20 protein-coding genes and 1 tRNA gene are annotated in these 25890 nt (G+C 59.7%); 17 read left to right on the top strand and 4 right to left on the bottom strand.

The features are described from left to right. The first annotated feature begins 133 nt into the window (after positions 1–133). From FIV39_RS17400 to FIV39_RS17385, 4 genes are all read left to right on the top strand, one after another. A complete protein-coding gene (locus FIV39_RS17400; RefSeq protein ID WP_003194732.1) occupies positions 134–2056 on the top strand; it encodes a PrkA family serine protein kinase in 1923 nt (640 codons plus the stop codon). A 101-nt stretch (positions 2057–2157) separates the two neighbouring features. Continuing rightward, the gene (locus tag FIV39_RS17395) at positions 2158–3429 is read left to right on the top strand and encodes a YeaH/YhbH family protein (protein ID WP_065925392.1); all 1272 of its coding nucleotides are present in this window, start codon (positions 2158–2160) and stop codon (positions 3427–3429) included. Continuing rightward, positions 3426–4991, top strand: a complete 1566-nt coding sequence (locus tag FIV39_RS17390) for a SpoVR family protein (protein WP_090401805.1) — start codon at positions 3426–3428, stop codon at positions 4989–4991. The genes FIV39_RS17395 and FIV39_RS17390 overlap by 4 nt, the downstream gene beginning before the upstream one ends. 63 nt (positions 4992–5054) lie before the next feature. Next, entirely contained in the window at positions 5055–6287 is a 1233-nt protein-coding gene (locus tag FIV39_RS17385) for a multifunctional CCA addition/repair protein (RefSeq protein ID WP_090401804.1), read from the top strand. 72 nt (positions 6288–6359) lie between these two features. Here FIV39_RS17385 and folK read toward each other — a convergent pair whose 3' ends face one another. Together folK and folB are read right to left on the bottom strand one after the other, a co-directional pair. Then, positions 6360–6878 carry a 2-amino-4-hydroxy-6-hydroxymethyldihydropteridine diphosphokinase gene (folK, locus tag FIV39_RS17380; protein WP_090401803.1) on the bottom strand — a complete coding sequence of 173 codons (519 nt, stop codon included), beginning with the start codon at positions 6876–6878 and terminating at the stop codon, positions 6360–6362. After that, positions 6869–7222, bottom strand: a complete 354-nt coding sequence (folB, locus tag FIV39_RS17375) for a dihydroneopterin aldolase (RefSeq protein WP_090401802.1) — start codon at positions 7220–7222, stop codon at positions 6869–6871. Before folB ends, folK begins: the two co-directional genes overlap by 10 nt. Positions 7223–7294: 72 nt before the next feature. Here folB and plsY point away from each other — a divergent pair, with 72 nt between their 5' ends. Beyond that, positions 7295–7864: a glycerol-3-phosphate 1-O-acyltransferase PlsY gene (gene plsY, locus FIV39_RS17370; protein WP_090401801.1), complete on the top strand. Its 570-nt coding sequence runs from the start codon at positions 7295–7297 to the stop codon at positions 7862–7864. A gap of 33 nt (positions 7865–7897) precedes the next feature. On the opposite strand, the gene tsaD is transcribed toward plsY, so the two are convergent. Further along, complete coding sequence (gene tsaD / locus FIV39_RS17365) at positions 7898–8923, bottom strand: tRNA (adenosine(37)-N6)-threonylcarbamoyltransferase complex transferase subunit TsaD (RefSeq protein WP_090401800.1); 1026 nt, start codon at positions 8921–8923, stop codon at positions 7898–7900. 203 nt (positions 8924–9126) lie between these two features. Here tsaD and rpsU point away from each other — a divergent pair, with 203 nt between their 5' ends. The 5 genes from rpsU to FIV39_RS17340 all read left to right on the top strand — a co-directional run bounded on the left by rpsU (position 9127) and on the right by FIV39_RS17340 (position 17633). Continuing rightward, complete coding sequence (gene rpsU / locus FIV39_RS17360) at positions 9127–9342, top strand: 30S ribosomal protein S21 (RefSeq protein WP_002551877.1); 216 nt, start codon at positions 9127–9129, stop codon at positions 9340–9342. 445 nt (positions 9343–9787) lie between these two features. Then, positions 9788–11758, top strand: a complete 1971-nt coding sequence (gene dnaG / locus FIV39_RS17355; RefSeq protein ID WP_090401799.1) for a DNA primase — start codon at positions 9788–9790, stop codon at positions 11756–11758. Between the two features lie 67 nt (positions 11759–11825). Then, positions 11826–13676: an RNA polymerase sigma factor RpoD gene (rpoD, locus tag FIV39_RS17350; protein ID WP_027605925.1), complete on the top strand. Its 1851-nt coding sequence runs from the start codon at positions 11826–11828 to the stop codon at positions 13674–13676. A gap of 121 nt (positions 13677–13797) precedes the next feature. Next, positions 13798–17541, top strand: a complete 3744-nt coding sequence (locus tag FIV39_RS17345; protein WP_090401798.1) for an EAL domain-containing protein — start codon at positions 13798–13800, stop codon at positions 17539–17541. Between the two features lie 15 nt (positions 17542–17556). Continuing rightward, positions 17557–17633: transfer RNA gene (locus tag FIV39_RS17340), tRNA-Ile, on the top strand. 74 nt (positions 17634–17707) lie between these two features. Here FIV39_RS17340 and FIV39_RS17335 read toward each other — a convergent pair. Beyond that, positions 17708–18133 (bottom strand): VOC family protein, encoded by a 426-nt coding sequence (locus FIV39_RS17335; protein WP_090401797.1) that lies wholly within the window; start codon positions 18131–18133, stop codon positions 17708–17710. A gap of 112 nt (positions 18134–18245) precedes the next feature. On the opposite strand from FIV39_RS17335, the gene FIV39_RS17330 reads away from it, so the two are divergent. The 7 genes from FIV39_RS17330 to pqqB all read left to right on the top strand — a co-directional run bounded on the left by FIV39_RS17330 (position 18246) and on the right by pqqB (position 25889). Next, a complete protein-coding gene (locus FIV39_RS17330; protein ID WP_090401796.1) occupies positions 18246–19115 on the top strand; it encodes a LysR family transcriptional regulator in 870 nt (289 codons plus the stop codon). Positions 19116–19151: 36 nt separating this feature from the next. Continuing rightward, the gene (locus FIV39_RS17325) at positions 19152–19598 is read left to right on the top strand and encodes an Lrp/AsnC family transcriptional regulator (protein WP_090401795.1); all 447 of its coding nucleotides are present in this window, start codon (positions 19152–19154) and stop codon (positions 19596–19598) included. Between the two features lie 168 nt (positions 19599–19766). Next, the gene (locus tag FIV39_RS17320; protein WP_090409864.1) at positions 19767–21449 is read left to right on the top strand and encodes a flavin monoamine oxidase family protein; all 1683 of its coding nucleotides are present in this window, start codon (positions 19767–19769) and stop codon (positions 21447–21449) included. A 10-nt stretch (positions 21450–21459) separates the two neighbouring features. Further along, positions 21460–22254, top strand: a complete 795-nt coding sequence (locus FIV39_RS17315; protein ID WP_090401794.1) for a carbon-nitrogen hydrolase family protein — start codon at positions 21460–21462, stop codon at positions 22252–22254. Between the two features lie 48 nt (positions 22255–22302). Beyond that, the gene (gene pqqF, locus FIV39_RS17310; RefSeq protein ID WP_090401793.1) at positions 22303–24672 is read left to right on the top strand and encodes a pyrroloquinoline quinone biosynthesis protein PqqF; all 2370 of its coding nucleotides are present in this window, start codon (positions 22303–22305) and stop codon (positions 24670–24672) included. A 159-nt stretch (positions 24673–24831) separates the two neighbouring features. Beyond that, positions 24832–24906, top strand: coding sequence for a pyrroloquinoline quinone precursor peptide PqqA (pqqA, locus tag FIV39_RS17305; RefSeq protein ID WP_003194766.1), 75 nt, complete (start codon positions 24832–24834; stop codon positions 24904–24906). A gap of 71 nt (positions 24907–24977) precedes the next feature. After that, the gene (gene pqqB / locus FIV39_RS17300) at positions 24978–25889 is read left to right on the top strand and encodes a pyrroloquinoline quinone biosynthesis protein PqqB (RefSeq protein WP_090401792.1); all 912 of its coding nucleotides are present in this window, start codon (positions 24978–24980) and stop codon (positions 25887–25889) included. The last annotated feature ends 1 nt before the right edge of the window (position 25890 follow it).

The following is a 25890-nucleotide window of genomic DNA, read 5'->3' as shown; positions in this document are numbered from 1 at the left end:
ACCGGCGTGCGGGTCATCGGTAGCGTTTCAGGGTGTTCTGGGGGGAAAACAGCCATTGGCGTTCGTCAATGACTGCCAGCATCGACTGATAGATCCGGCGTCGGCTCCACGTATCGAGCGAGGTGACGACGTCATGAGTATTTTTAGCCACTTCCAACAACGCTTCGCATCCACACAGCAGGAAGAACTCACGCTGCAAGAGTATCTTGAGCTGTGCAAACAGGACCGTAGCACCTACGCGTCGGCCGCCGAACGCCTGCTATTGGCGATTGGCGAGCCGGAGCTGGTGGAAACCGCCAATAATTCGCGCCTGTCGCGAATATTTTCCAACAAGGTGATCCGCCGCTATCCGGCCTTTGAAGACTTCCATGGGATGGAAGAATGCATTGACCAGATCGTCTCCTACTTCCGCCACGCCGCCCAAGGCCTGGAAGAGAAGAAACAGATCCTCTACCTGCTCGGCCCGGTGGGCGGCGGTAAATCGTCCCTGGCAGAAAAACTCAAGCAACTGATCGAGAAGGTGCCCTTCTACGCCATCAAGGGCTCACCAGTCTTCGAGTCGCCGCTGGGCCTGTTCAACGCCACGGAAGATGGCGCGATCCTCGAAGAAGACTTCGGTATCCCACGACGCTACCTCAACACCATCATGTCGCCTTGGGCCACCAAGCGCCTGGCCGAATTTGGCGGCGACATCAGCCAGTTCCGCGTGGTGAAACTCTACCCGTCGATCCTCAACCAGATCGGCGTGGCCAAGACCGAACCGGGCGATGAGAACAACCAGGACATTTCGGCGCTGGTGGGCAAGGTCGATATCCGCAAACTGGAAGAATTCCCGCAGAACGACGCCGACGCCTACAGCTACTCCGGCGCATTGTGCCGGGCCAACCAGGGCCTGATGGAGTTCGTGGAGATGTTCAAGGCACCGATCAAGGTGCTGCACCCACTGCTCACTGCAACCCAGGAAGGCAACTACAACAGTACCGAAGGCCTGGGCGCGATTCCGTTCACCGGGATCCTGCTGGCCCACTCCAACGAATCGGAATGGCACACCTTCCGCAACAACAAGAACAACGAAGCCTTCATCGACAGGATCTACATCGTCAAGGTGCCTTACTGCCTGCGGGTCAGCGATGAAATCAAGATCTACGACAAGTTGCTGTTCAACAGCTCCCTGGCCAAGGCCCACTGCGCACCCGACACCCTGAAGATGCTCGCCCAGTTCACCGTGCTGTCGCGCCTCAAGGAGCCGGAAAACTCGAATATCTATTCGAAGATGCGCGTATACGATGGCGAAAATCTCAAGGACACCGATCCCAAGGCCAAGTCGATCCAGGAATATCGCGACACAGCAGGCGTGGATGAAGGCATGAACGGCCTGTCGACACGCTTTGCGTTCAAGATCCTGTCCAAGGTCTTCAACTTCGACCCTCATGAGATCGCCGCCAACCCGGTGCACCTGCTGTATGTGCTGGAGCAGCAGATCGAGCAGGAACAATTCCAGGCGGAAACCCGCGAACGCTACCTGCGCTTCCTCAAGGAGTACCTCGCGCCGCGCTACATCGAGTTTATCGGCAAGGAAATCCAGACCGCTTACCTGGAGTCCTACAGCGAGTACGGCCAGAACATCTTCGACCGCTACGTGCTGTACGCGGACTTCTGGATCCAGGACCAGGAATACCGCGATCCGGAAACCGGCGAAATTCTCAACCGCGTAGCCCTCAACGAGGAACTGGAAAAAATCGAAAAACCTGCTGGCATCAGCAATCCGAAGGATTTCCGCAACGAGATCGTCAACTTCGTGCTGCGTGCCCGCGCCAACAACAACGGCAAGAACCCTACCTGGCTCAGCTACGAGAAGCTGCGGGTGGTTATCGAGAAGAAAATGTTCTCCAACACCGAGGATCTGCTGCCGGTCATCAGCTTCAATGCCAAGGCCAGCAAGGAGGACCAGCAAAAACACAACGACTTCGTCACACGAATGGTCGAGCGCGGCTACACCGACAAACAGGTACGGCTTCTTTCGGAATGGTACCTACGGGTCCGGAAATCGCAGTGAGAGAAGCAGCTGCAAGCTTCTAGCTACAAGTGCAAGTAAAAGCCGATCGGCTTTTACTTGTCGCTTGCAGCTTACGACTTGAAGCTCCCCGGAGGGGCCCCATGAGCTATGTGATCGACCGACGCCTCAATGGCAAGAACAAGAGCACGGTAAACCGCCAGCGTTTCCTGCGGCGTTATCGTGACCACATCAAAAAGGCCGTTGAAGAGGCCGTCAGCCGCCGCTCCATCACAGACATGGAGCATGGCGAACAAATCAGCATTCCCGGACGCGACATCGACGAACCGGTGCTGCACCATGGCCGGGGCGGCAAACAGACCGTCGTGCACCCAGGCAACAAAGAGTTCACCACCGGCGAGCATATCCAGCGCCCGCAGGGCGGTGGCGGCGGCAAAGGCCCAGGCAAGGCTGGCAACTCCGGCGAAGGCATGGACGAGTTCGTATTCCAGATCACCCAGGAAGAATTCCTCGAGTTCATGTTCGAAGACCTGGAACTGCCCAACCTGGTCAAGCGTAACCTGACCGGCACCGATACCTTCAAGACCGTACGGGCGGGGATCAGCAACGAAGGCAACCCCTCTCGAATCAACATCATCCGCACGTTGCGCTCGGCCCATGCGCGGCGCATTGCCCTCTCGGGCAGCAGTCGCGCCAAATTGAGGACGGCAAAGGAAGAGTTGGCGCGCTTAAAGCGCGAAGAACCGGATAACTTCGGCGATATCCAGGAAATCGAGGCAGAAATAGAGAAACTCAGCGCGCGCATCCACCGTGTGCCGTTCCTCGATACCTTTGACCTCAAGTACAACCTGCTGGTCAAGCAGCCCAACCCCAGCTCCAAAGCCGTGATGTTTTGCCTGATGGACGTGTCCGGCTCGATGACCCAGGCGACCAAGGACATCGCCAAGCGTTTCTTTATCCTGCTGTACCTGTTTCTGAAGCGGAACTACGACAAGATCGACGTGGTCTTCATCCGCCACCACACCAGCGCACGGGAAGTGGATGAGGAGGAGTTCTTCTACTCGAGGGAAACCGGCGGCACCATCGTGTCCAGCGCCTTGAAGCTGATGCAGGAGATCATGGCCGAGCGTTACCCGGCCAACGAGTGGAATATCTACGCGGCCCAGGCCTCCGACGGCGACAACTGGAACGACGATTCGCCGATCTGCCGCGACATTCTGATCAACCACATCATGCCGTTTGTGCAGTACTACACTTACGTCGAAATCACCCCCCGTGAGCACCAGGCCCTGTGGTTCGAATACGAGCGCATCGGCGAAGCCTTTGCCGACACGTTCGCCCAACAGCAACTGGTCTCGGCCGGCGATATCTATCCGGTCTTCCGTGAACTCTTCCAGCGCAGGTTAGTGACATGACCGCCAAAAAAGAGACTAAGCGCCAACCCATTTCCACCGGTTCCGAGTGGACCTTTGAACTGATCCAGGCTTATGACCGGGAAATCAGCCGCATCGCGGCGGGTTATGCCCTGGACACCTACCCCAACCAGATCGAAGTGATCACGGCCGAACAGATGATGGATGCCTATGCCTCCGTCGGCATGCCCCTGGGTTACCACCACTGGTCGTACGGCAAACACTTCCTCAGTACCGAAAAGTCCTACACTCGCGGCCAGATGGGCCTGGCCTACGAGATCGTGATCAACTCCGACCCGTGCATCGCCTACCTCATGGAAGAAAACACCATCTGCATGCAGGCGCTGGTGGTGGCTCATGCCTGTTATGGGCACAACAGCTTCTTCAAGGGCAACTACCTGTTCCGCACCTGGACCGATGCCAGTTCGATCATCGACTACCTGGTGTTCGCCAAGCAGTACATCATGCAGTGCGAGGAGCGCCACGGTATCGACGCCGTGGAAGACTTGCTCGACTCCTGCCATGCCCTGATGAACTATGGCGTCGACCGCTACAAGCGCCCGTACCCTATTTCTGCCGAGGAAGAGCGCCTGCGCCAGAAGGAGCGCGAAGAGCACCTGCAGAAGCAGATCAACGACCTGTGGCGCACCATTCCCAAACGCGCCGGCAAGAACAGCGACAAGGACAACGCGCGCTTCCCCGCCGAACCCCAGGAAAACATCCTGTATTTTCTGGAAAAGCACGCACCGCTGCTAGAGCCGTGGCAACGGGAAATCGTGCGTATCGTACGCAAGATCGCCCAGTACTTTTATCCACAGCGCCAGACCCAGGTGATGAACGAAGGCTGGGCAACGTTCTGGCACTACACACTGATGAACGACCTGTACGACGAAGGCCTGGTCACCGACGGCTTCATGATGGAGTTCCTGACGTCCCACACCAGCGTGGTGTTCCAACCCGGCTTCGACAGCCCGTATTACAGCGGGATCAACCCTTATGCGCTGGGTTTTGCCATGTACCGCGATATTCGGCGCATGTGCGAACACCCCACCGATGAGGACCGCCACTGGTTCCCGGAAATCGCCGGCAGTGACTGGCTATCGACCATCAAGTTCGCCATGAGCAGCTTCAAGGATGAGAGCTTTATCCTGCAGTACCTCTCACCCAAGGTGATCCGCGACCTCAAGCTGTTCAGCATCCTGGATGATGACCTCAAGGACGATTTGGTAGTGCCGGCCATCCACGATGAACCCGGCTACCGCACCATCCGTGAAACCCTGGCGGCGCAATACAACCTGGGCAACCGCGAGCCGAACGTACAGATCTACAGCATCGATGTGCGCGGCGACCGCTCGCTGACCCTGCGCCACCAGCAGCACGACCGTAAACCCCTCGGCGAATCCACCGAGGAAGTACTCAAGCACCTGCATCGGCTTTGGGGCTTCGACATCCACCTGGAAACCCTGCAAGGCGACCAAGTGATGAAGACCCACCATGTGCCACCGCGCAACGATCACAACGACAATGACTACGGCCGCCTGGACCTGGCCGTCGTTCACCTCTGAAACAGCAAAGCCTCCATTGGCCAGGCACAGGCGGTATCCTGTGCCGCTAATGGAGGCTTTTTCATGAAAATCTACAAAGTCGGCGGCGCTGTGCGTGACCGCTTGCTGGGCATCAAGGTCACCGATATCGACCGCGTGGTCGTCGGCGCGAGTACCGAAGAGATGCTCGCCAAGGGCTTCAAGCCAGTGGGTTCGGACTTCCCGGTGTTTCTGGACCCGAAAAACGGCGATGAGTACGCCCTGGCCCGCACCGAGCGCAAGAGTGGCCGGGGTTACGGTGGTTTTGTGTTTCACGCCAGCCCCGAGGTTACGCTGGAAGAAGACCTGATCCGGCGCGACCTGACCATCAACGCCATGGCGCAAGACGATGACGGTAACCTGACCGACCCTTATCACGGCCAGCGCGACCTGGAATCCCGCATACTTCGCCATGTTTCACCCGCGTTCGCCGAAGATCCCCTACGAGTGTTGCGTGTTGCGCGCTTTGCCGCACGCTATGCGCACCTGGGTTTCACGGTGGCGCCGGAGACGCTGGAGCTGATGCGTCAACTCAGCGAGTCCGGCGAATTGGAGGCCCTGACGCCGGAGCGTAGCTGGAAAGAGATCTCCCGGGCGCTGATGGAAGATCAGCCCCAGGTGTTTATCCAGGTACTTCGAGACTGCAATGCGTTGAAAACCTTAATGCCGGAAGTGGACGCACTCTTCGGCGTGCCCCAACCCGCGGCCCATCACCCCGAAATAGATACTGCCGTGCACACATTGAGCGTGTTGGAACAAGCCGCCTTGCACAAAGAGCCACTGACGGTGCGCTGGGCCTGCCTGCTGCATGACCTGGGCAAAGGTCTGACGCCTGTGGATAAGTTACCGCAGCACATCGGTCATGAGCACCGAGGCTTGGAGCTGATCAAGGCCGTCAATGAACGCTTCAAAGTGCCAAGGGATTGCCAGGAATTGGCGCTGTTGGTGGGTCAGTATCACACCCACGGCCATCGTGCGCTGGAGCTGAAAGCCTCGACGCTGCTGGAGTTGCTGCAAAGTTTTGATGTGTATCGTCGGCCACAGCGCTTTGAGGAGTTTGTGGTCGCCTGCGAAATGGATGCCCGGGGCCGCAAAGGGCTGGAGCAAAGAAGTTACCCACAGGCGGATTACTTGCGTGGCGCAGCAAAAGCAGCGCGCGAGGTTGCCGTTGCGCCACTGCTTGAGAAAGGATTCAAGGGACCGGCGCTGGGCGAAGCGCTCAAGCATGAACGGCTCAAGGCACTCAAAGCCTACAAGGAACAACACAAGCCCTTGTAGGAGCCGAGCTTGCTCGCGAAGAACGTCGACGATAACGCAGCGCTCTCAGTTTTTTCGCGAGCACGCTCGCTCCTACAGGAGCGAGTTCGGGGTGAGTTGCCGGCCCTGCCATTCAAACCTGACAGGCGCCAGCACCTGATCAATCCGAGCATCACGCCACAGCGCAGCCATTGTCTTGCCCGCCTCAGGGTGCAAGCGATCCGGCGCCATCATCGACAGCGGCCACAACACAAAGGCATTTTTCAGGATCTCTGCCCGCGGCAAGATCAAACCATCGAAGTTACCCACCAACTCGCCGTACAGCAGCACGTCGATATCCAGCGGCAAGCCTTTGCGGTCCGGCGCATAGCGACCGTTTTCGGCTTCGATGAATTTCAGCCGGCGATCCAACTCCATCAACGGCAAGTCGGTATAGGCCGACACCACCAGATTGAAGAACGGCCCGCTTTTTATGCCCACCGGCTGGCTTTCGAACACCGCCGAGCAGCGCATATCCGTCAGAAAACTCGCCAACGCGTCGAGCCCGGCGCACAGATGGGACTCGCGCTCGATATTGCTACCGAGGCCAAGGTAAACCTGAGTTAGCGACATCCGCGCTCAATCTCCACGCCCACACCCTTGGCAGCCGGTACTGCGCCGGGCTTGGTCAGCTTGAGGTGCAACCAGGGAATCTGGAACTCGCTCATCAGCACTTCGGCCAGGCGCTCGGCAAAGGTCTCCACCAGTTGGTACTGGGACTGTTCGGCAAAGGTCTGGATACGCGCGGACACGCTGGCGTAATCCAGCGCCAGGGTCAGGTCGTCACCGGCCGCAGCCGGGCGGTTATCCCACTCGAAGCTCAGGTCCAGGCGCAGGCATTGGCGGATCCCGCGCTCCCAGTCGTAGGCCCCAATCACGGTGTCGACTTCCAGGCCTTCGATAAACACTCTGTCCAAGCTCTTCTCCGCAGCACGACAAGGGCGCGATGCCCCGTTAGAATCAGGGCGTCCTCGCCCGGAATAGTTAGCATGTTTTGGTCACTGGCGATTATCGCCTACCTGCTCGGCTCGCTGTCCTTCGCCATTTTGCTCAGCCGCCTGACGGGAAATCCCGACCCGCGAATGAGTGGCTCCGGCAATGCCGGCGCCACCAATATGTTGCGCCTGGCCGGCAAGAAGCTCGCCGTACTGACGCTGCTGGGCGACCTATGCAAGGGCCTGCTGCCCGTACTGATCGCCAACCTCGCCGGCCTGACCCTGCAGCAGCAGGCCTGGGTGGGCGTGTGCGCCGTCCTCGGCCATTTGTTTCCCCTGTACTTCCGCTTTCGCGGTGGCAAAGGTGTCGCCACGGCAGCCGGCATGCTGCTGGGAATCTACCCGCCGGCAGCGTTGCTGGCCGTGCTCGCCTGGCTGCTGACGTTCTACCTGACCCGCACCAGCTCGCTGGCTGCGCTGATCGCCACGCCGCTCACCCTGCCATTGCTGGCCTGGCAGGAGCCGGCGGCGCTGCTGCCGATGAGCGTGCTGACACTGCTGATCGTCTGGCGACACCGGGGCAATTTACGCGACCTGTTTGCCGGGCGCGAACGGCATTTTTAAATACCGTCAATGAGCCCGATTCAGGTTGCGCATTTACAAGGGCGGCAGTTGCTCCATCGGCCAGCGCGCCTGCACGCTGATCGCCAGGCTTTCGTGCTGCCCCGCCTGCAGGCGCTGACAACCGGCATAGGCGATCATCGCGCCGTTGTCGGTGCAGAACTCAGGACGGGCGTAGAACACATCCCCCTTCATATCACCGAGCATCTTCTCCAATGAGCTGCGCAATGCCTTGTTGGCGCTGACACCGCCTGCGATCACCAGGCGCTTCATGCCCGCCTGTTTCAGGGCGCGCTTGCACTTGATGGTCAAAGTCTCCACCACGGCCTGCTGGAACGCCAGCGCGATGTCGCAACGGGCTTGCTCACTGTCGTCCCCGGCGCTGACGCTGTGCTGCCAGGTATTCAATGCGGAGGTTTTCAAGCCGCTGAAGCTGAACATCAGGCCAGGGCGATCGCACATCGGGCGCGGGAAGGTGTAGCGGCCGACCACGCCTTTTTCGGCGAGGCGGGCGATTTCAGGACCACCCGGGTAATTGAGGCCCATCATCTTCGCGGTCTTGTCGAAAGCTTCGCCGGCGGCGTCGTCCAAGGACTCGCCCAAAAGCGTGTATTGACCGATTCCGTCGACCTGAACCAGCTGCGTATGCCCGCCCGAAACCAACAAAGCGACGAACGGGAACTGCGGCGGGTTTTCTTCCAGCATCGGCGCCAGTAAATGGCCTTCCATATGGTGCACGCCGAGGGCCGGAATATCCCAGGCAAAAGCCAGCGCCTGAGCGCAAGAGGCGCCAACCAGAAGGGCTCCGACCAATCCGGGCCCTGCCGTATAGGCAATCGCATCGATCTCGGTCGGCACGCAACCGGCCTCGTCCAACACTTGGCGAATCAACGGCAGCATCCGTTTGACGTGATCACGACTGGCCAGCTCCGGCACAACACCGCCATAGGCTCGATGCAAGTCGATCTGACTGAACAGTGCATCGGCCAAAAGCCCGCGTTCACTGTCGTAAAGTGCGACACCGGTTTCGTCGCAGGAGGTTTCAAGTCCCAGTACTAGCATGGGTTTGCGCCTTGTAGAGGCTGAATTCGAAGGCGCGCATAATAGTCGCCACTCCCTCTCCCGACTAGCGGTTTTCGATCAGAGGCTTTGCATTCCTGCCAATGAGGGGTTAACATCCGCAACCCTTAAAAACCGACGACCTCAGCCGCGAATTTTTTGCGACGAGAACGTTGATTCCCGGTAATGAAAGAAGGTAGCTCTGGATGCCAGCCGTCAAAGTAAAAGAGAACGAACCCTTCGACGTAGCTCTGCGTCGTTTCAAGCGCTCCTGCGAAAAAGCCGGTGTTCTGGCTGAAGTTCGTAGCCGCGAATTTTATGAGAAGCCAACTTCTGAGCGTAAGCGTAAAGCAGCAGCCGCTGTTAAGCGTCACGCCAAGAAAGTTCAGCGCGAACAGCGCCGCGCCGTTCGTCTGTACTAATACACAGACGTTCGTAGCAAGCTTCTGCCAAGCCCGGCCCTCAGCCGGGCTGTTGGCATTTGCGGATATCGCTTGATGCTTCATCGTTGACGCCGCACACGCGACTGATACACCTGCTTCAAACGTCAGGACTGGCTCTTTTGCCAGCGGTGCACGTCTCTTCTGACGAGCCTAACAAGGCTACTGACGAGCACACTCATTTTATAAGCAGGCGATCAACTGTATCGGCTGTGCCCACCGACGAGCATCCGAGGCCACCACTGGCCAACGCCGGACTCCAGGGCAACATTTCTACGCCGAAAAACTGATTGAAACTAACGTCAGTGAATGTTCGGCAGATACACTTCCTGACAGCCCAAGCAGACGATTGATGGTCGAGCCATTCGATACGTGCGCTTGAGCATTTCACGGGCACTCATTTACACGCAGCGATGACGAGAACGCCATGGCCGGGCTGATTCCCCAGAGCTTTATTGACGACCTTCTGAACCGCACCGACATCGTCGATGTTGTCAGCTCGCGCCTGCAATTGAAGAAAGCCGGCAAAAACTACACAGCCTGCTGCCCGTTCCACAAGGAAAAGACCCCGTCATTCAGCGTCAGCCCGGACAAGCAGTTCTACTACTGCTTCGGCTGCGGCGCAGGCGGCAACACCCTCGGCTTCCTGATGGACCACGACAACCTGGACTTCCCCCAGGCTATCGAGGACCTGGCGAAAGCCGCCGGCATGGAAGTCCCCCGCGAAGAAAGTGGCCGTCCGCATAAACCACGGCAACCCACCGACTCGCCGCTGTACCCGCTGCTGACCGCCGCTGCCGACTTTTACCGTCAGGCACTTAAAAGCCATCCGCAGCGTAAGGCCGCCGTTGACTACCTGAAGGGTCGCGGCCTGACCGGCGAAATCGCTCGCGACTTCGGCCTCGGCTTCGCCCCACCCGGCTGGGACAATCTGTACAAACACCTGAGCAGCGACACCCTGCAGCAAAAGGCCATGATCGACGCCGGCCTTCTGGTTGAGAACGCCGAGACCGGCAAGCGCTACGATCGCTTCCGCGACCGCGTGATGTTCCCGATCCGCGACAGCCGTGGTCGCATCATCGCCTTCGGCGGCCGCGTGCTGGGGGATGACAAGCCCAAGTACCTGAACTCCCCGGAAACCCCGGTATTCCACAAGGGCCAGGAACTCTACGGCCTGTTCGAGGCGCGCAAGAACAATCGAAACCTCGATGAAATCATCGTGGTCGAAGGCTATATGGACGTGATCGCCCTGGCCCAGCAGGGGTTGCGCAACGCGGTGGCCACCCTTGGCACCGCCACCAGCGAAGAACACTTGAAGCGCCTGTTTCGCGTAGTGCCGAGTGTGCTGTTCTGTTTCGACGGCGACCAGGCCGGCCGCAACGCTGCTTGGCGCGCACTCGAAGCCACGCTGTCGAGCCTGCAGGATGGGCGCCGCGCGCGCTTTCTGTTCCTGCCTGAAGGTGAAGACCCGGATACCCTGGTGCGCTCCGAAGGCACCGACGCATTCCGCGCGCGCATCAATCAACATGCGCAGCCGTTGGCGGATTATTTCTTCCAGCAACTGACCGAAGAGGCCGATCCGCGCTCCCTCGAAGGCAAGGCCCATATGGCCACCCTCGCGGCGCCATTGATCGACAAGGTTCCAGGCGCAAACCTGCGCACCCTGATGCGCCAACGCCTGCTGGAAATTACCGGGCTGAGTGGCGAAGCCGTCAGCCAGCTGGTGCACAGCGCGCCGCAGGACGCGCCGCCGGCCTACGACCCAGGCATGGATTATGACGCCATGCCGGACTACGCCGACTTCCATCAACCCCAGGAGGCGTACGCGCCCCAACAGGAATGGACGCCGAAGAAACCCGGTGCCGGCGGCAAGAAATGGGACAAAAAACCCTGGAGCAAAAACGGCAAGCGCGGTGATCGCGATGAGGCCTACGCCCCTCGCACGCCGGTCGCCGTCGAAGCTCCCACGTTGATTGCCCTGCGCACGCTTATCCACCACCCACAACTGGCGAGCAAGGTTGAAAGCGCTGACCACTTTGCCAACGCGAGCAACACTTACGCTCAAGTGCTGATCGCGCTGATCGAGGCGGTGCAGAAAAATCCTAAGCTAAACTCAATTCAGCTGATGGCTCGTTGGCATGGCACAGAACAAGGTCGCTTATTGAAAGCACTCGCGGAAAAGGAGTGGCTAATTGACGGCGATAACCTTGAACAACAGTTTTTAGACACCATTACTAGGTTATCTGCGGGTCAGCACACGCAGACCCTCGATGAACTCATCAAGAGAGCAAGACAGCCGGGATTATCGGCTGAAGAGCAAATTCAGATAGCAAAACAGATGCGCGACCTCTTAAAACAGAATGTTTCCGCATCAAACCCGACCTCAGCTGGCGTGTGAGGTCATAGCTCGGGTATAATCCTCGGCTTGTTTTTTGCCCGCCAAGACCTTCAGTGGATAGGGTGTTATGTCCGGAAAAGCGCAACAGCAGTCTCGTATCAAAGAGTTGATCACCCTTGGTCGTGAGCAGAAGTATCTGACTTACGCAGAGGTCAACGATCACCTGCCTGAGGATATTTCAGATCCTGAGCAGGTGGAAGACATCATCCGCATGATTAATGACATGGGGATCCCCGTACACGAGAGTGCTCCGGATGCGGACGCCCTTATGTTGGCCGACGCCGATACCGACGAGGCAGCCGCTGAAGAAGCCGCTGCCGCGTTGGCCGCGGTGGAGACCGACATCGGTCGCACGACTGACCCTGTGCGCATGTATATGCGTGAAATGGGTACTGTCGAGTTGCTGACACGGGAAGGCGAAATCGAAATCGCCAAGCGTATCGAAGAGGGCATCCGTGAAGTGATGGGCGCAATCGCGCACTTCCCTGGCACGGTTGACCACATTCTCTCCGAGTACACTCGCGTCACCACCGAAGGTGGCCGCCTGTCCGACGTCCTGAGCGGTTATATCGACCCGGACGACGGCATCGCGCCGCCTGCTGCCGAAGTACCGCCGCCTGTCGATGCCAAAGCCGCGAAAGCGGACGATGACACCGAAGACGACGATGCTGAAGCCAGCACCGACGACGAAGACGAAGTCGAAAGCGGCCCAGACCCGATCATTGCTGCCCAGCGTTTCGGTGCGGTTTCCGATCAAATGGAAATCACCCGCAAGGCCCTGAAAAAGCACGGTCGCTCCAACAAGCTGGCAATTGCCGAGCTGCTGGCGCTGGCTGAGCTGTTCATGCCGATCAAGCTGGTACCGAAGCAATTCGAAGGCCTGGTTGAACGCGTTCGTAGCGCCCTTGAGCGTCTGCGTGCACAAGAGCGTGCGATCATGCAGCTCTGTGTCCGTGATGCGCGCATGCCGCGTACCGACTTCCTGCGCCAGTTCCCTGGCCACGAAGTTGACGAAAGCTGGAGCGACGCCCTGGCCAAAGGCAAGGCGAAGTACGCTGAAGCCATTGGTCGCCTGCAGCCGGACATCATCCGTTGCCAGCAGAAGCTGACCGCACTTGAGACCGAAACCGGTCTGACGATTGCCGAGATCAAGGACATCAACCGTCGCATGTCGATCGGTGAGGCCAAGGCCCGCCGCGCGAAGAAAGAGATGGTTGAAGCGAACTTGCGTCTGGTGATCTCCATCGCCAAGAAGTACACCAACCGTGGCCTGCAGTTCCTCGATCTGATCCAGGAAGGCAACATCGGCTTGATGAAGGCTGTGGACAAGTTCGAATACCGTCGCGGCTACAAATTCTCGACTTATGCCACCTGGTGGATCCGTCAGGCGATCACTCGCTCGATCGCCGACCAGGCCCGCACCATCCGTATTCCGGTGCACATGATCGAGACGATCAACAAGCTCAACCGTATTTCCCGGCAGATGTTGCAGGAAATGGGTCGCGAACCGACCCCGGAAGAGCTGGGCGAACGCATGGAAATGCCTGAGGATAAAATCCGCAAGGTATTGAAGATCGCTAAAGAGCCGATCTCCATGGAAACCCCGATCGGTGATGACGAAGACTCCCACCTGGGTGACTTCATCGAAGACTCGACCATGCAGTCGCCAATCGATGTCGCCACTGTTGAGAGCCTTAAAGAAGCGACCCGCGACGTACTGTCCGGCCTCACTGCCCGTGAAGCCAAGGTACTGCGCATGCGTTTCGGCATCGACATGAATACCGACCACACCCTTGAGGAAGTCGGTAAGCAGTTTGACGTGACCCGCGAGCGGATCCGTCAGATCGAAGCCAAGGCGTTGCGCAAGTTGCGCCACCCGACGCGAAGCGAGCATCTGCGCTCCTTCCTCGACGAGTGACACCAGAACCCCCGGCCCAGGCCGGGGGTTTTGCTTTCTATCGATAAAATTCCCCGCTACGCCCCTCCCCCGCAATGCCCGTCTACACTCGAAACATTCCCCGTGCCATAACGAGACCGTTATGCCCAGATTGCCGACCGTGATACTGCTGTCGCTGCTGACCTGGACCGCAACGGCTGGCGCGTTGACTCTTAGCGATGACGAGCGTGGCTGGCTGGCGGACCATCAGGAGTTGCGCCTGGGGGTGGACGCCTCGTGGCCACCCTTCGAATACCGTGATGAAGAAGGCCGCTACCAAGGCTTGGCGGCGGACTACGTGCGCCTGATCCAGGAGCGCCTGGGCGTCAGGATCAAACTGATCGAGCCGGTCAATTGGAGCGCGGTACTGGAGCAGGCACGCCACAACCAACTCGACCTGCTGCCGGGCATCATGTCGACCCCCGAGCGCCAGGGCTTCATGGCATTCACACGCCCTTACCTGGACTTCCCTATTGTCATCCTCGCCCATGAAGGCGGCGCCAAGCCACGCAACCTCAATGACCTGTATGGGTTGAAGATTGCCGTGGTGGAAAATTATGCCCCCCATGAACTGCTACGTACCCACCATCCAGACCTCAACCTGGTGGCCATGCCGAATGTCAGTTCGACGCTGCAGGCGCTGGCCACCGACGAAGTCGACGCCGTGGTAGGCGACCTCGCTTCGAGCGTCTGGAGCCTGCGTCAGCTCAAGCTCGATGGCCTGTACGTAAGTGGCGAAACGCCTTATCGCTATCAATTGGCAATGGGTGTACCACGCGACAACAAAATGCTGGTGGGCATCCTGGACAAGGTTCTTGCTGACCTCAGCCCGGACGAAACCGAAGCCATCCAGCAACACTGGGTGGGCAGCCTCACCGACCACCGTACGTTCTGGACGGACTTGCTGAAGTACGGCCTGCCCACTGTCCTGTTGTTGAGCACCATATTGGCCATCGTGATTCGGATAAATCGCCGGCTCAGCTCGGAAATTTCCCGCCGCGTCGCCCTCGAGCAGGAACTGCGCAGCAGCGAATACCACTATCGCGGCCTGGTGGAGAGCCTGTCTGCCATCGCCTGGGAAGCCAGCGTTACCGATTTCACCTACAGCTATGTTTCGCCTCATGCCGAGGATCTACTCGGCTATCCTCGCGCTCACTGGCTGATTCCAGGCTTCTGGCGCAACATCATCCACCCCGCCGACCTGCTGCGTGCCGAAACGTACTGCTACCGCGAAACCCGCGCCAACCGCGATCACAGCGTCGATTATCGCGTGATCACAGCCGACGGCCGCTGCCTGTGGGTGCGTGACATTGTCAGCCTGATCGAGCACGGCCATGAGCCGGTGCTGCGGGGCTTGATGATCGACATCAGCGAAGCCAAACGCACTGAAGAGGCGCTGCAGCTTTCCGAGCAAAAGTTTGCCTCAGTGTTCCAGCAATGCCCGGACATCCTGGTGATCGCACGGCTGTCCGATGGCTGCCTGCTGGAGGTCAACAAAGCGTTTGAGGATCAAGTGGGCTTGAAGGCCGAAGACGTGATCGGAAAAACCGCTACCGCCCTGAACATCTGGGGCATCCCAGGCGTCGGCCCGGACCTGTTGCAGCGGGTGCAGACCACCAGCATTCGCAATCTGGAAATGCCCTTTCTGCGCAGCAATGGCCAGGCCTTTACCGGGCTGATTTCCGCCGAACCGTTTCAACTCGACACCATTGAAGCCATTGTGGTGGTGGTACGCGACATCACCCAGCTCAAGGAAACCCGGCAACAACTGCAAACCTCCGAAGAAAAATTCGCCAAGGCCTTCCACGCCTCTCCCGACGGCTTGCTCCTGAGCCGCCAGAGTGATGGCCTGCTGATTGAAGTGAATAATGGTTTCAGTCGCATCACCGGCTTCACCAGTGCGACATCCATCGACCAATCAACCCTGGAGCTGGGCATCTGGGTCGACCTCAACGAACGCAAACACATGCTGGAGTTGATGCAACGAGATGGTTTTGTGCGTGACTTCATCTGCCATATACGCCGTAAGGATGGCCAAATCCGTCTGTGTGAATTATCCAGCCGGCCACTGCCCATCGGCGACGACGACTGCATGCTCACCATCGCCCGGGACATCACCGAGCGCCAGCTGATGCAGGAAAAACTGCAACAGGCCGCCACGGTATTCGAGAGTACCGCCGAGGGCGTATTGATCACCGACACCCGCCAGAACATCAGTGCCGTGAACCGCGCCTTCAGTGAGATCACCGGCTACAGTGAAGCCGAAGCCCTTGGCCAGACACCACGCCTGCTCGCCTCCGGCCTGCATGACAGCGCCTTCTACGCCGCAATGTGGCACCAACTGACGGCCCAAGGTCATTGGCAGGGCGAGATCTCCAACCGCCGCAAGAACGGCGAGTTGTACCCCAGCTGGCTGACCATCAGCGCCGTGCGCAACGGCGATCAGTTGATCACGCATTTTGTCGCGGTGTTTGCCGACATCTCCAGCCTCAAGCTGGCCCAGGCGCGGCTCGACTATCAGGCGCACCACGACCCGCTGACCGGCCTGCCGAACCGCACGCTGTTTGAAAGTCGGTTGCAGGCGGCCCTCAACGGCCATCAGGAAACCGGTAAACAAGGCGCGGTGCTGTTTCTCGACCTGGACCGCTTCAAACACATCAACGACAGCCTCGGCCACCCGGTCGGCGACCTGCTGCTCAAAGACATCGCCGTACGCCTCAAAGAGCAACTGCGTGACATCGACACCGTCGCACGCCTGGGCGGCGATGAATTCATCATTCTGCTACCCGGCCTGCAACACGCCAGCGACGCCGAGCAACTGGCCAATAAACTGCTGGCCTGCTTCACCCCGCCGTTCCAGGCCGGCGAACACGAGTTCTTCATCAGCGCCAGCATCGGCACCAGCCTGTACCCCCAGGACGGTACCGACGTTGCCACCCTGGTCAAGAACGCCGACGCCGCGATGTACCGTTCCAAGGCCAAGGGCCGTAACCGGGTCGAAAGTTACACCCGCGACCTGACAGCCCAGGCCAACGAGCGCGTGGCACTGGAGCACGAACTGCGGCGTGCCATCGAGCGTGATGAGCTAAGCCTGTATTACCAGCCAAAACTGAGCCTGTTGACACAAGAATTGATCGGCGCCGAAGCCCTGATCCGCTGGCACCACCCCACCTTTGGCGACGTCCCGCCCGAACACTTTATCGCCCTGGCCGAAGAGAACGGCATGATCCTGCAGATTGGCGACTGGGTCCTGGAGCAGGCCTGCTTGCAAATGCACACCTGGCAAACCACTTTCGATGACTTCGGCCCGCTATCGGTCAACCTTGCCGGCGCACAACTGCGCCACCCTGGTTTACTGGATCGCATCGAACAGCTATTGCGTGACTACAGTCTCGAACCGGGCTGCCTGCAACTGGAGATCACTGAAAACTTCATCATGAGCCAAGCCGAAGAAGCGTTGGCAGTCCTGCACGAACTCAAACACCTGGGCGTGCAGTTGGCGATCGACGACTTCGGCACCGGCTATTCGTCCCTCAGTTATCTCAAGCGCCTGCCGCTGGATTTCCTGAAGATCGACCAATCCTTCGTCCGCGGCCTACCCGACGACCCCCACGACGCCGCCATCGTGCGCGCCATCATCGCCCTGGGCCACAGCATGCAATTCACCATCATCGCAGAAGGCGTGGAGAACTCCGCACAGCAAGCGTTCCTGGCCGCTGAGGGCTGCGAACAGATGCAGGGCTACATCGTCAGCCTGCCTCTACCGCCCGAGCTTTTTGCTGCTACCTTCCTTCGTATGAACGTTGAGGACTTTTCGGATAGCACAGTGGAGAAACCATCGTTATAATCCGCGACCTACTGAGGGCCTATAGCTCAGTTGGTCAGAGCAGAGGACTCATAATCCTTTGGTCCACGGTTCAAGTCCGTGTGGGCCCACCAACTCCAAAGCCGCGCATTGCGCGGCTTTTGTGTGTCTGGCACAAACGTTTTGCGAGGCAGGGCTGCCTGCAACCTTACTTCGCAAACAACTGCCCAATATCCCTGAACGCCTTGAACTCCAGCGCATTGCCGCACGGGTCGAACAGGAACAATGTCGCCTGTTCCCCCACCTGCCCCTTGAACCGAATATGCGGCTCCAACACGAACGTCGTCTGCCGCGCCTGTAGACGCTCTGCCAGGGCGTGCCAATCTTCCCAGCCCAGCACCACGCCAAAGTGCGGTACAGGTACGTCGTGGCCGTCGACAGCGTTGGTGTGGGCGGCTTCCTGGGAGGCGGTTTTCGGGTGTTCGTGGATCACCAGTTGATGGCCGAAGAAGTTGAAGTCAACCCAGTGTTCGCTGGAGCGGCCCTCCTCCAACCCAAAGACGTCGCCGTAGAAGTGCCGTGCAGCGGCGAGATCGAATACCGGAATTGCCAGATGAAAGGGCGCGAGTGTCATCAGTTCAAACCTCTATGGGCGTTAGTCGCCCTGAGTTTAGCCTTGCTGCCAACGATGAAAAGACGATAGTTTTTGCGTCGAGCTCAAAAAAATTCGATGAATCGAGACGCCCATGCTGCGTGAATTGAAGACCTTTATTGCGGTAACGCGCCACGGCACGTTCGCGGCAGCGGGGATGCATATCGGGCTGACGCAGTCAGCGGTGAGTGCGCAGATACGTCAGTTGGAGCAAGCACTGGGCGTGCAGTTATTCGACCGCACTGGCCGCCAGGCCACACTGAATGCCGCCGGTTTGCGCGCATTGCCTTTGGCCAAGGAGATTCTGGAGACCTTCAACCGCATGGCGGTACCGGTGAATGCCAATGAGTACCGGGGCGAGTTGAAAGTGGGCGCCATCACCACCGCTCAAACCGGTTTGTTGCCCCAGGCGCTAGTGCGTTTGCGCCAGGCAGCACCAACGGTTGAGTGTAAGGTGGCGCCTGGCGTATCCCTGGAGCTGTTGAGCCAGGTCGACGCCGCGGAGCTGGATTCGGCGATTATCATTCGCCCGCCCTTCGACCTGCCCAAGGAGTTGTACGTGCAGGTGCTGCGCAAGGAGCCGTTCGTGTTGGTTGTGCCGAACACATTGGCAGGCGATGACCCTTTGCAACTGCTCAACACCCAGCCCCATGTGCGCTATGACCGTGCTTCGTTTGGCGGCCGGCTCGTGAGCCGGTTTCTGCGCGAGCAGAAGCTTGATGTGCAAGTGGCGCTGGAGTTGGATGAACTGGAAGCCATCGTCAGGATGGTGGAATGTGGCCTGGGTGTGTCGTTGATTCCAAAGGCAGGCCTGTGGCTGGAACGCTCGCCTCAAGTAAGAATAATCCCGCTAGGCAAGCTGACATTTTACCGCGAGATCATCCTGCTGAGCCGCTACAGCCAACGTCATCTGCCGGTGCCACAGCTGTTTGCCCGCTGCCTGCTGGCCGATCCAAGCCTGTAACATCCGTTCCCATTGCCGCCCGTCATGGAGCCTCACGTGCCTGTTCTAGATGAAATTGATCGCCAGTTGATCGCCGCATTGCAGATCAATGCCCGCGAAAGCGTGGCCATGCTTGCCCGGCAGTTGGGCATCGCGCGCACGACGGTGACGTCGCGCCTTGCGCGCCTGGAGAAAACCCAGGTAATCACCGGTTACGGTGTGCGCCTGGGCCAACGCGTGGCGGATGGCGGCTTGCAGGCCTATGTAGGGATCACCGTGCAACCGCGCTCGGGCAAAGAAGTGCTGCGCAGGCTGAGCGCCATGGCCCAGGTTCAACAACTGTGCGCGGTGAGCGGTGAGTTCGATTACGTCGCCTGGCTGCGCACCGACTCGCCAGAGCAACTCGATCAATTGCTGGACCAGATCGGCAGTGTCGATGGCGTGGAGAAAACCACCACCTCCATCATCCTCAGTAACAAATTGGACCGCGGGCAGCCAACCTGACCACCAATCTCGTCACTTTGACTAAAAACAATCCAATCCGACGACACTTTGCGTCTTATTAACGAACGCAACGCTCCCTAAACTGGCTGCCATCTTTTCCTATACTCAGCAGGTCACTTCCCGCCGAGTCGTCAGCAAGGGCCCGCCATGAGCATTCCGTCCAGCACCATCAGCAAGACCAATCGCCACCCTGCAGACGGTAAAAAACCCATCACCATCTTTGGCCCGGATTTCCCGTTTGCCTTTGATGACTGGATCGAACACCCGGCTGGACTCGGCAGTATCCCCGCCGCCAACCATGGCGCTGAAGTGGCCATCGTCGGCGCCGGTATCGCCGGGCTGGTCGCCGCCTACGAATTAATGAAGCTGGGCCTCAAACCCGTGGTGTATGAAGCTTCGAAGATGGGCGGCCGTTTACGTTCCCAGGCTTTCGAAGGCGCCGAAGGCATCATTGCCGAGCTGGGCGGCATGCGCTTCCCGGTGTCGTCCACCGCGTTCTATCACTACGTCGACAAGCTGGGCCTGGAAACCAAACCCTTCCCCAACCCGCTGACGCCAGCTTCCGGCAGTACGGTGATCGATCTGGAAGGCCAGACGCACTACGCACAAAAGCTGTCCGATTTGCCTGCGCTGTTCCAGGAAGTGGCTGACGCCTGGGCCGATGCCCTGGAAGCCGGCTCGCAATTCGGCGACATCCAGCAAGCCATCCGCGACCGTGATGTACCGCGCCTCAAGGCGTTGTGGAACAAGCTGGTGCCATTGTGGGACGACCGCACCTTCTACGACTTCGTGGCGACCTCCAAGGCCTTCGCAAAATTATCGTTTCACCACCGCGAAGTGTTTGGCCAAGTGGGTTTTGGCACCGGTGGCTGGGACTCGGATTTCCCCAACTCGATGCTGGAGATCTTCCGTGTGGTGATGACCAACTGCGACGACCACCAACATTTGGTCGTCGGCGGCGTTGCCCAGGTGCCGATGGGCATCTGGCGCCACGTGCCGGAACGATGCGCCCACTGGCCCGCCGGTACCAGCCTGAGTTCGCTGCACCGCGGTGCACCACGGGCCGGGGTTAAACGCATCGCCCATGCTGCCGATGGCCGTTTCGCGGTGACCGACAACTACGGCGATACCCGCGAATACGCCGCCGTGCTCACCACCTGCCAAAGCTGGCTGCTGACCACCCAGATCGAGTGCGATGAAACACTGTTCTCGCAAAAGATGTGGATGGCCCTGGACCGTACGCGCTACATGCAATCGTCGAAGACCTTCGTGATGGTCGACCGCCCGTTCTGGAAAGACAAAGACCCGGAGACCGGCCGCGACCTGATGAGCATGACCCTCACCGATCGCCTCACTCGCGGCACTTACCTTTTCGACAACGGCGACGATAAACCAGGGGTGATCTGCCTGTCGTACTCGTGGATGAGCGACGCACTGAAAATGCTCCCGCAGCCCATCGATAAGCGGGTGAAACTGGCGCTGGACGCCTTGAACAAGATCTACCCGAAAGTCGACATCAAGGCGCGCATCATCGGCGACCCGATCACCGTGTCCTGGGAAGCCGACCCGCATTTCCTTGGGGCCTTCAAAGGCGCGTTGCCCGGCCACTATCGCTATAACCAGCGCATGTATGCGCATTTCATGCAGAAGGACATGCCCGCTGAACAGCGTGGAATTTTTATCGCCGGTGACGACGTATCCTGGACCCCTGCGTGGGTGGAGGGTGCGGTGCAAACCTCACTGAACGCGGTATGGGGCATCATGACCCACTTTGGCGGCAGCACTCACCCCGAAAACCCGGGGCCGGGTGATGTGTTTGATGAGATCGGGCCGATTGCCCTGGCTGACTAAGGAGTTGAACATGCGCGTCGCCCTGTACCAATGCCCGCCGTTGCCGCTGGATGTCGCGGGCAACCTCAAGCGTCTGCACCAGCTGGCGCATGAAGCCTGCGGTGCGGATGTGCTGGTGCTGCCGGAGATGTTTCTCAGCGGCTACAACATTGGCACCGAGGCGGTTGGGGCACTGGCCGAGGCCCAGGATGGGGCGTCGGCGCAAGCGATTGCCGAACTGGCGCAAAGCGCCGGCCTGGCGATTCTGTACGGCTATCCGGAGCGGGCCGAAGACGGGCAGATCTACAACGCCGTGCAGTTGATCGACGCCCACGGTCAGCGCCTGTGCAACTACCGCAAGACCCATCTGTTCGGCGATCTGGATCACTCGATGTTCAGTGCCGGCGACGATGATTTCCCCCTGGTGGAGCTCAACGGATGGAAGCTGGGGTTCTTGATCTGCTATGACCTCGAGTTCCCGGAAAACACCCGACGCCTGGCCCTGGCCGGTGCCGAGCTGATCCTGGTGCCCACCGCCAATATGGTGCCGTTCGACTTCGTCGCCGACGTCACCGTGCGGGCGCGGGCCTTCGAAAACCAGTGCTACGTGGCCTACGCCAATTACTGCGGGCACGAAGGCGAGATTCAGTACTGTGGGCAAAGCAGCATTGCCGCGCCGGATGGCCAGCGAATCGCCCAGGCGGGCCTGGATGAAGCCTTGATTGTCGGGACACTGAACCGGCAATCGATCCTCGACGCCCGCGCCGCCAACCACTACCTGCAAGACCGGCGTCCCGAGCTTTACGGCCCGCTGCACAAGCCCTGATTGAACGGGTTTGTTAGCATAGGCACTTGCCCCGCTCTGGAAGTGCCCATGCCCGCCCCGGCCCACCTTTATCCCGTTCACCTGACCCTGGCCAATGGCCTGCGGGTTTCCCTGCGCCATACACCGCGCTTAAAGCGTTGCGCAGCGGTGCTGCGGGTGGCTGCCGGTAGCCACGACGTGCCGTTGGCCTGGCCGGGGCTCGCACATTTTCTTGAGCATTTGTTGTTTCTGGGGACCGAGCGTTTTCCCGCGGGCGAAGGGCTTATGACCTACGTGCAGCGCCACGGCGGCCAGGTGAATGCAAGCACCCGCGAACGCACCACGGACTTCTTTTTTGAACTACCGGTTTCAGCCTTTGCGCCCGGGCTGGAGCGCCTGGCGGACATGCTGTCCCACCCGCACCTGGCCCTGGAAGATCAACTGCGCGAGCGCGAAGTGCTGCACGCCGAGTACGTCGCCTGGTCCCAGGATGCCAAGGCGCAGCAGCAGGTGGCGCTGCTCGAAGGTTTGGCGGCGGATCACCCGCTGCGCGGCTTTCACGCGGGCAACCGCGACAGCCTGCCCGTGGAGCGTGAGGCGTTTCAGCAAGCACTGCGGGAATTCCACGCGCATTTCTATCAAAGCGGGCAGATGACACTGAGCCTTGCCGGCCCGCAACCGCTGCAAGAACTGGAAGCCCTGGCGCAGCGCTTCAGCACGCAACTGATCACTGGCCCCCTGCATCCGCAGGCCTCACCAGCGGCCTTGATGCGAGGCCAGGCTCGGCGTTATCAACACATAGCCAGCGGCCATCTGCACCACGTCATCACCTGTGACGCGCCCCGTGAAGCCCTGGAGTTCCTCTGCACCTGGCTCAATGCGCCTGCGCAGGGCGGGCTGCTCGCCGAGCTGAAAACCCGACACGTGGCCAGCGCACTGCAAGCGTCAGTGCTGTACCACTTCGCCGGACAGGCCGTACTGGACATCGACTTTACGCTCGATACCGAAAACGAACCGACGACACAAATCGAGGCGCTGTTGCACGACTGGCTGAGCTTTTTCGCACACAGCGATTGGACGCCACTGCGCGAAGAGTTCGCCCTGCTGAACGCTCGCCAACAACAGACCCAGGGCGCCCTGGCACTGGCTCGGAACGACAGCGAAGACCTCAGTGAACAGAGCGTCGCTGCGCTCAAGGCCCTGCTTGATTCGCTGCACTTGCCGCTCGCCGAACACCGTTGGCAGTTGCCCCCGAACAACCCGTTCCTGCGCCCACCGGTCAAAGAAGAACGCGCTGGCCTGATTCGCGGCCAAACCAGCGCTCACCGAGGCTTGCGCACGTTTGCCCAGGACCGTTCACGGGGCCGAAGGGACATATCGGCGCTGACCTTCAGCCCGGCCTTGGCGGATGACAGCGATGAGGGCGCGCTGTACTTGCAGTGGCGCTTCGACGCGCCAGTGCCTGCTGGGCTGGAAAGCACCTTGCAGCCACTGCGTGAGAATGCGCGCCAGGCGGGCGTCGAATTATCTTTCGAAACCGCCGGCAATGATTGGCTGATGAAGATGAGCGGGCTGCACGAGCCCATGCCGGCCGTCCTGGAGGCGTTGGCTCAGCGCCTGCAGCTGCCGCAAGAAGCGCCCCCAGCCCCCGCGCCAATGATTGCTATCCGGGAACTGCTCAAGGCCCTGCCGACGTGCTGCGCCATCGGCAATGTCGACGCCAGCGAGCAGCCTGCATCCTGGGCCACGGCGCGCTGGCACGGCCTGGGGCTGGGCATGCCCGCCGCGTGTGAGGCGTTGATAAAGACCGCCGCAGCCCGTCTGCCTGGGCAACCTGCACAATTCGAACGGCCTCTTCAACACCTCAGCGGTCAACGTGTGTGGCATACGGTTAAAACCGACTCAACCGAAGCCGCCGCGCTGCTGTTTTGCCCGACACCCAGCCAATCCCTGGACGATGAAGCGTCCTGGCGACTGCTTGGGCACCTGCTCCAAGGGCCGTTCTACCAACGCCTGAGGGTCGAGCTGCAATTGGGCTACGCCGTATTCAGCGGCGTCCGACAGATCAACGGGCAAACCGGCCTGCTGTTTGGTGTGCAATCACCCAGCGTTTCATTGGAAGGTATCGTCGATCACCTGCACACCTTTCTTAAACATCTACCGTTGCTGATTGATGGCAGCGATGACTTGGGCAATCACGCCTTGGCACAGCAGTTCTGCGCCGCGACGCTACCGATCACCCAAAGCGCCGAACTGCTGTGGCACGCACGCTTGGCGGGCCATCCGTCGGATTATCTGTGCCAGCTTCAAACACTGATCCAGACCCGAACCCCGGAGGATCTGCAACGCGCTGCCCAACAGCTGCAGGACGCGACTGGCGGCTGGCGCTGCATCGCCACCGGCCCACGCATCGACGAGAGCTGGCAACCGGCGAGCTGATCATTGCCAACCCTGCAACAGGCTTTTTCCACCAAGACAGCGCTAACTTGAAAAGAATTGCGTAACATTCCCACGCACACATCTGAACATCTCCGACTGGAGGTGGACTATATGTATTACTTGGTAGTAAACGTCCCATCCCTTCGTAGGAGTAAGAATATGACCTGGTCCAAACCTGCTTACACTGATCTGCGCATCGGCTTCGAAGTCACCATGTACTTCGCCAGTCGCTAAGCCGCTGGGTAATACAACGCCTCGGTTCGCCCGGGGCGTTTTTGTTTTGAGCTTTGCTTGATGGAGCGGCCATGTTTGTCCAGATTCTAGGTTCCGCCGCTGGCGGCGGCTTCCCGCAGTGGAACTGCAACTGCGTGAATTGCGTAGGTTTTCGTGACGGCAGCCTGCGGGCGCAGGCGCGGACCCAGTCATCCATCGCGATTTCCGACGATGGCGTGAACTGGGTACTGTGCAATGCCTCGCCGGATATCCGCGCGCAACTCCAGGGTTTTGCGCCGATGCAGCCCGGCCGCGCACTGCGCGATACCGGCATCAGTGCCATAATCCTGATGGACAGCCAGATCGACCACACCACCGGTTTATTGAGCCTGCGCGAAGGTTGCCCACACCAGGTGTGGTGCACCGACATGGTCCACGAAGACCTGAGCACCGGCTTCCCACTGTTCACCATGCTCACCCACTGGAACGGCGGCCTGGCCTGGAACCGTATCGAGCTGGATGCCAGCTTCACCATCCCGGCCTGCCCCAACCTGCGCTTCACCCCACTGCCACTGCGCAGTGCCGCCCCGCCCTACTCGCCGCACCGCTTCGACCCGCACCCAGGCGACAACATCGGCCTGATCGTCGAAGACCTGCGCACTGGCGGCAAACTGTTCTACGCCCCGGGCCTGGGCAAGGTCGACGCGCCATTGCTGCAGATCATGGCCGGCAGCGACTGCCTGCTGGTGGATGGCACGATGTGGGACGACGACGAAATGCAGCGCCGTGGCGTCGGCACCCGTACCGGCCGCGAGATGGGCCACCTGGCGCAGAATGGCCCCGGCGGCATGCTCGAAGTGCTGGAGCAGTTGCCCAAGCAGCGCAAGGTGCTTATCCACATCAACAACACCAACCCGATCCTCGATGAAGACTCCCCCGAGCGCGCGGAACTGGTGCGGCGCAATGTCGAAGTCGCTTACGACGGCATGAGCATTGAATTGTAGG

It is taken from the genome of Pseudomonas grimontii, from assembly GCF_007858185.1.
GTDB classification, from domain to species: Bacteria; Pseudomonadota; Gammaproteobacteria; order Pseudomonadales; family Pseudomonadaceae; genus Aquipseudomonas; species Aquipseudomonas grimontii.
Note: the sequence above shows the minus strand (reverse complement) of the source record. Positions and strands in the feature narration are given on the sequence as shown.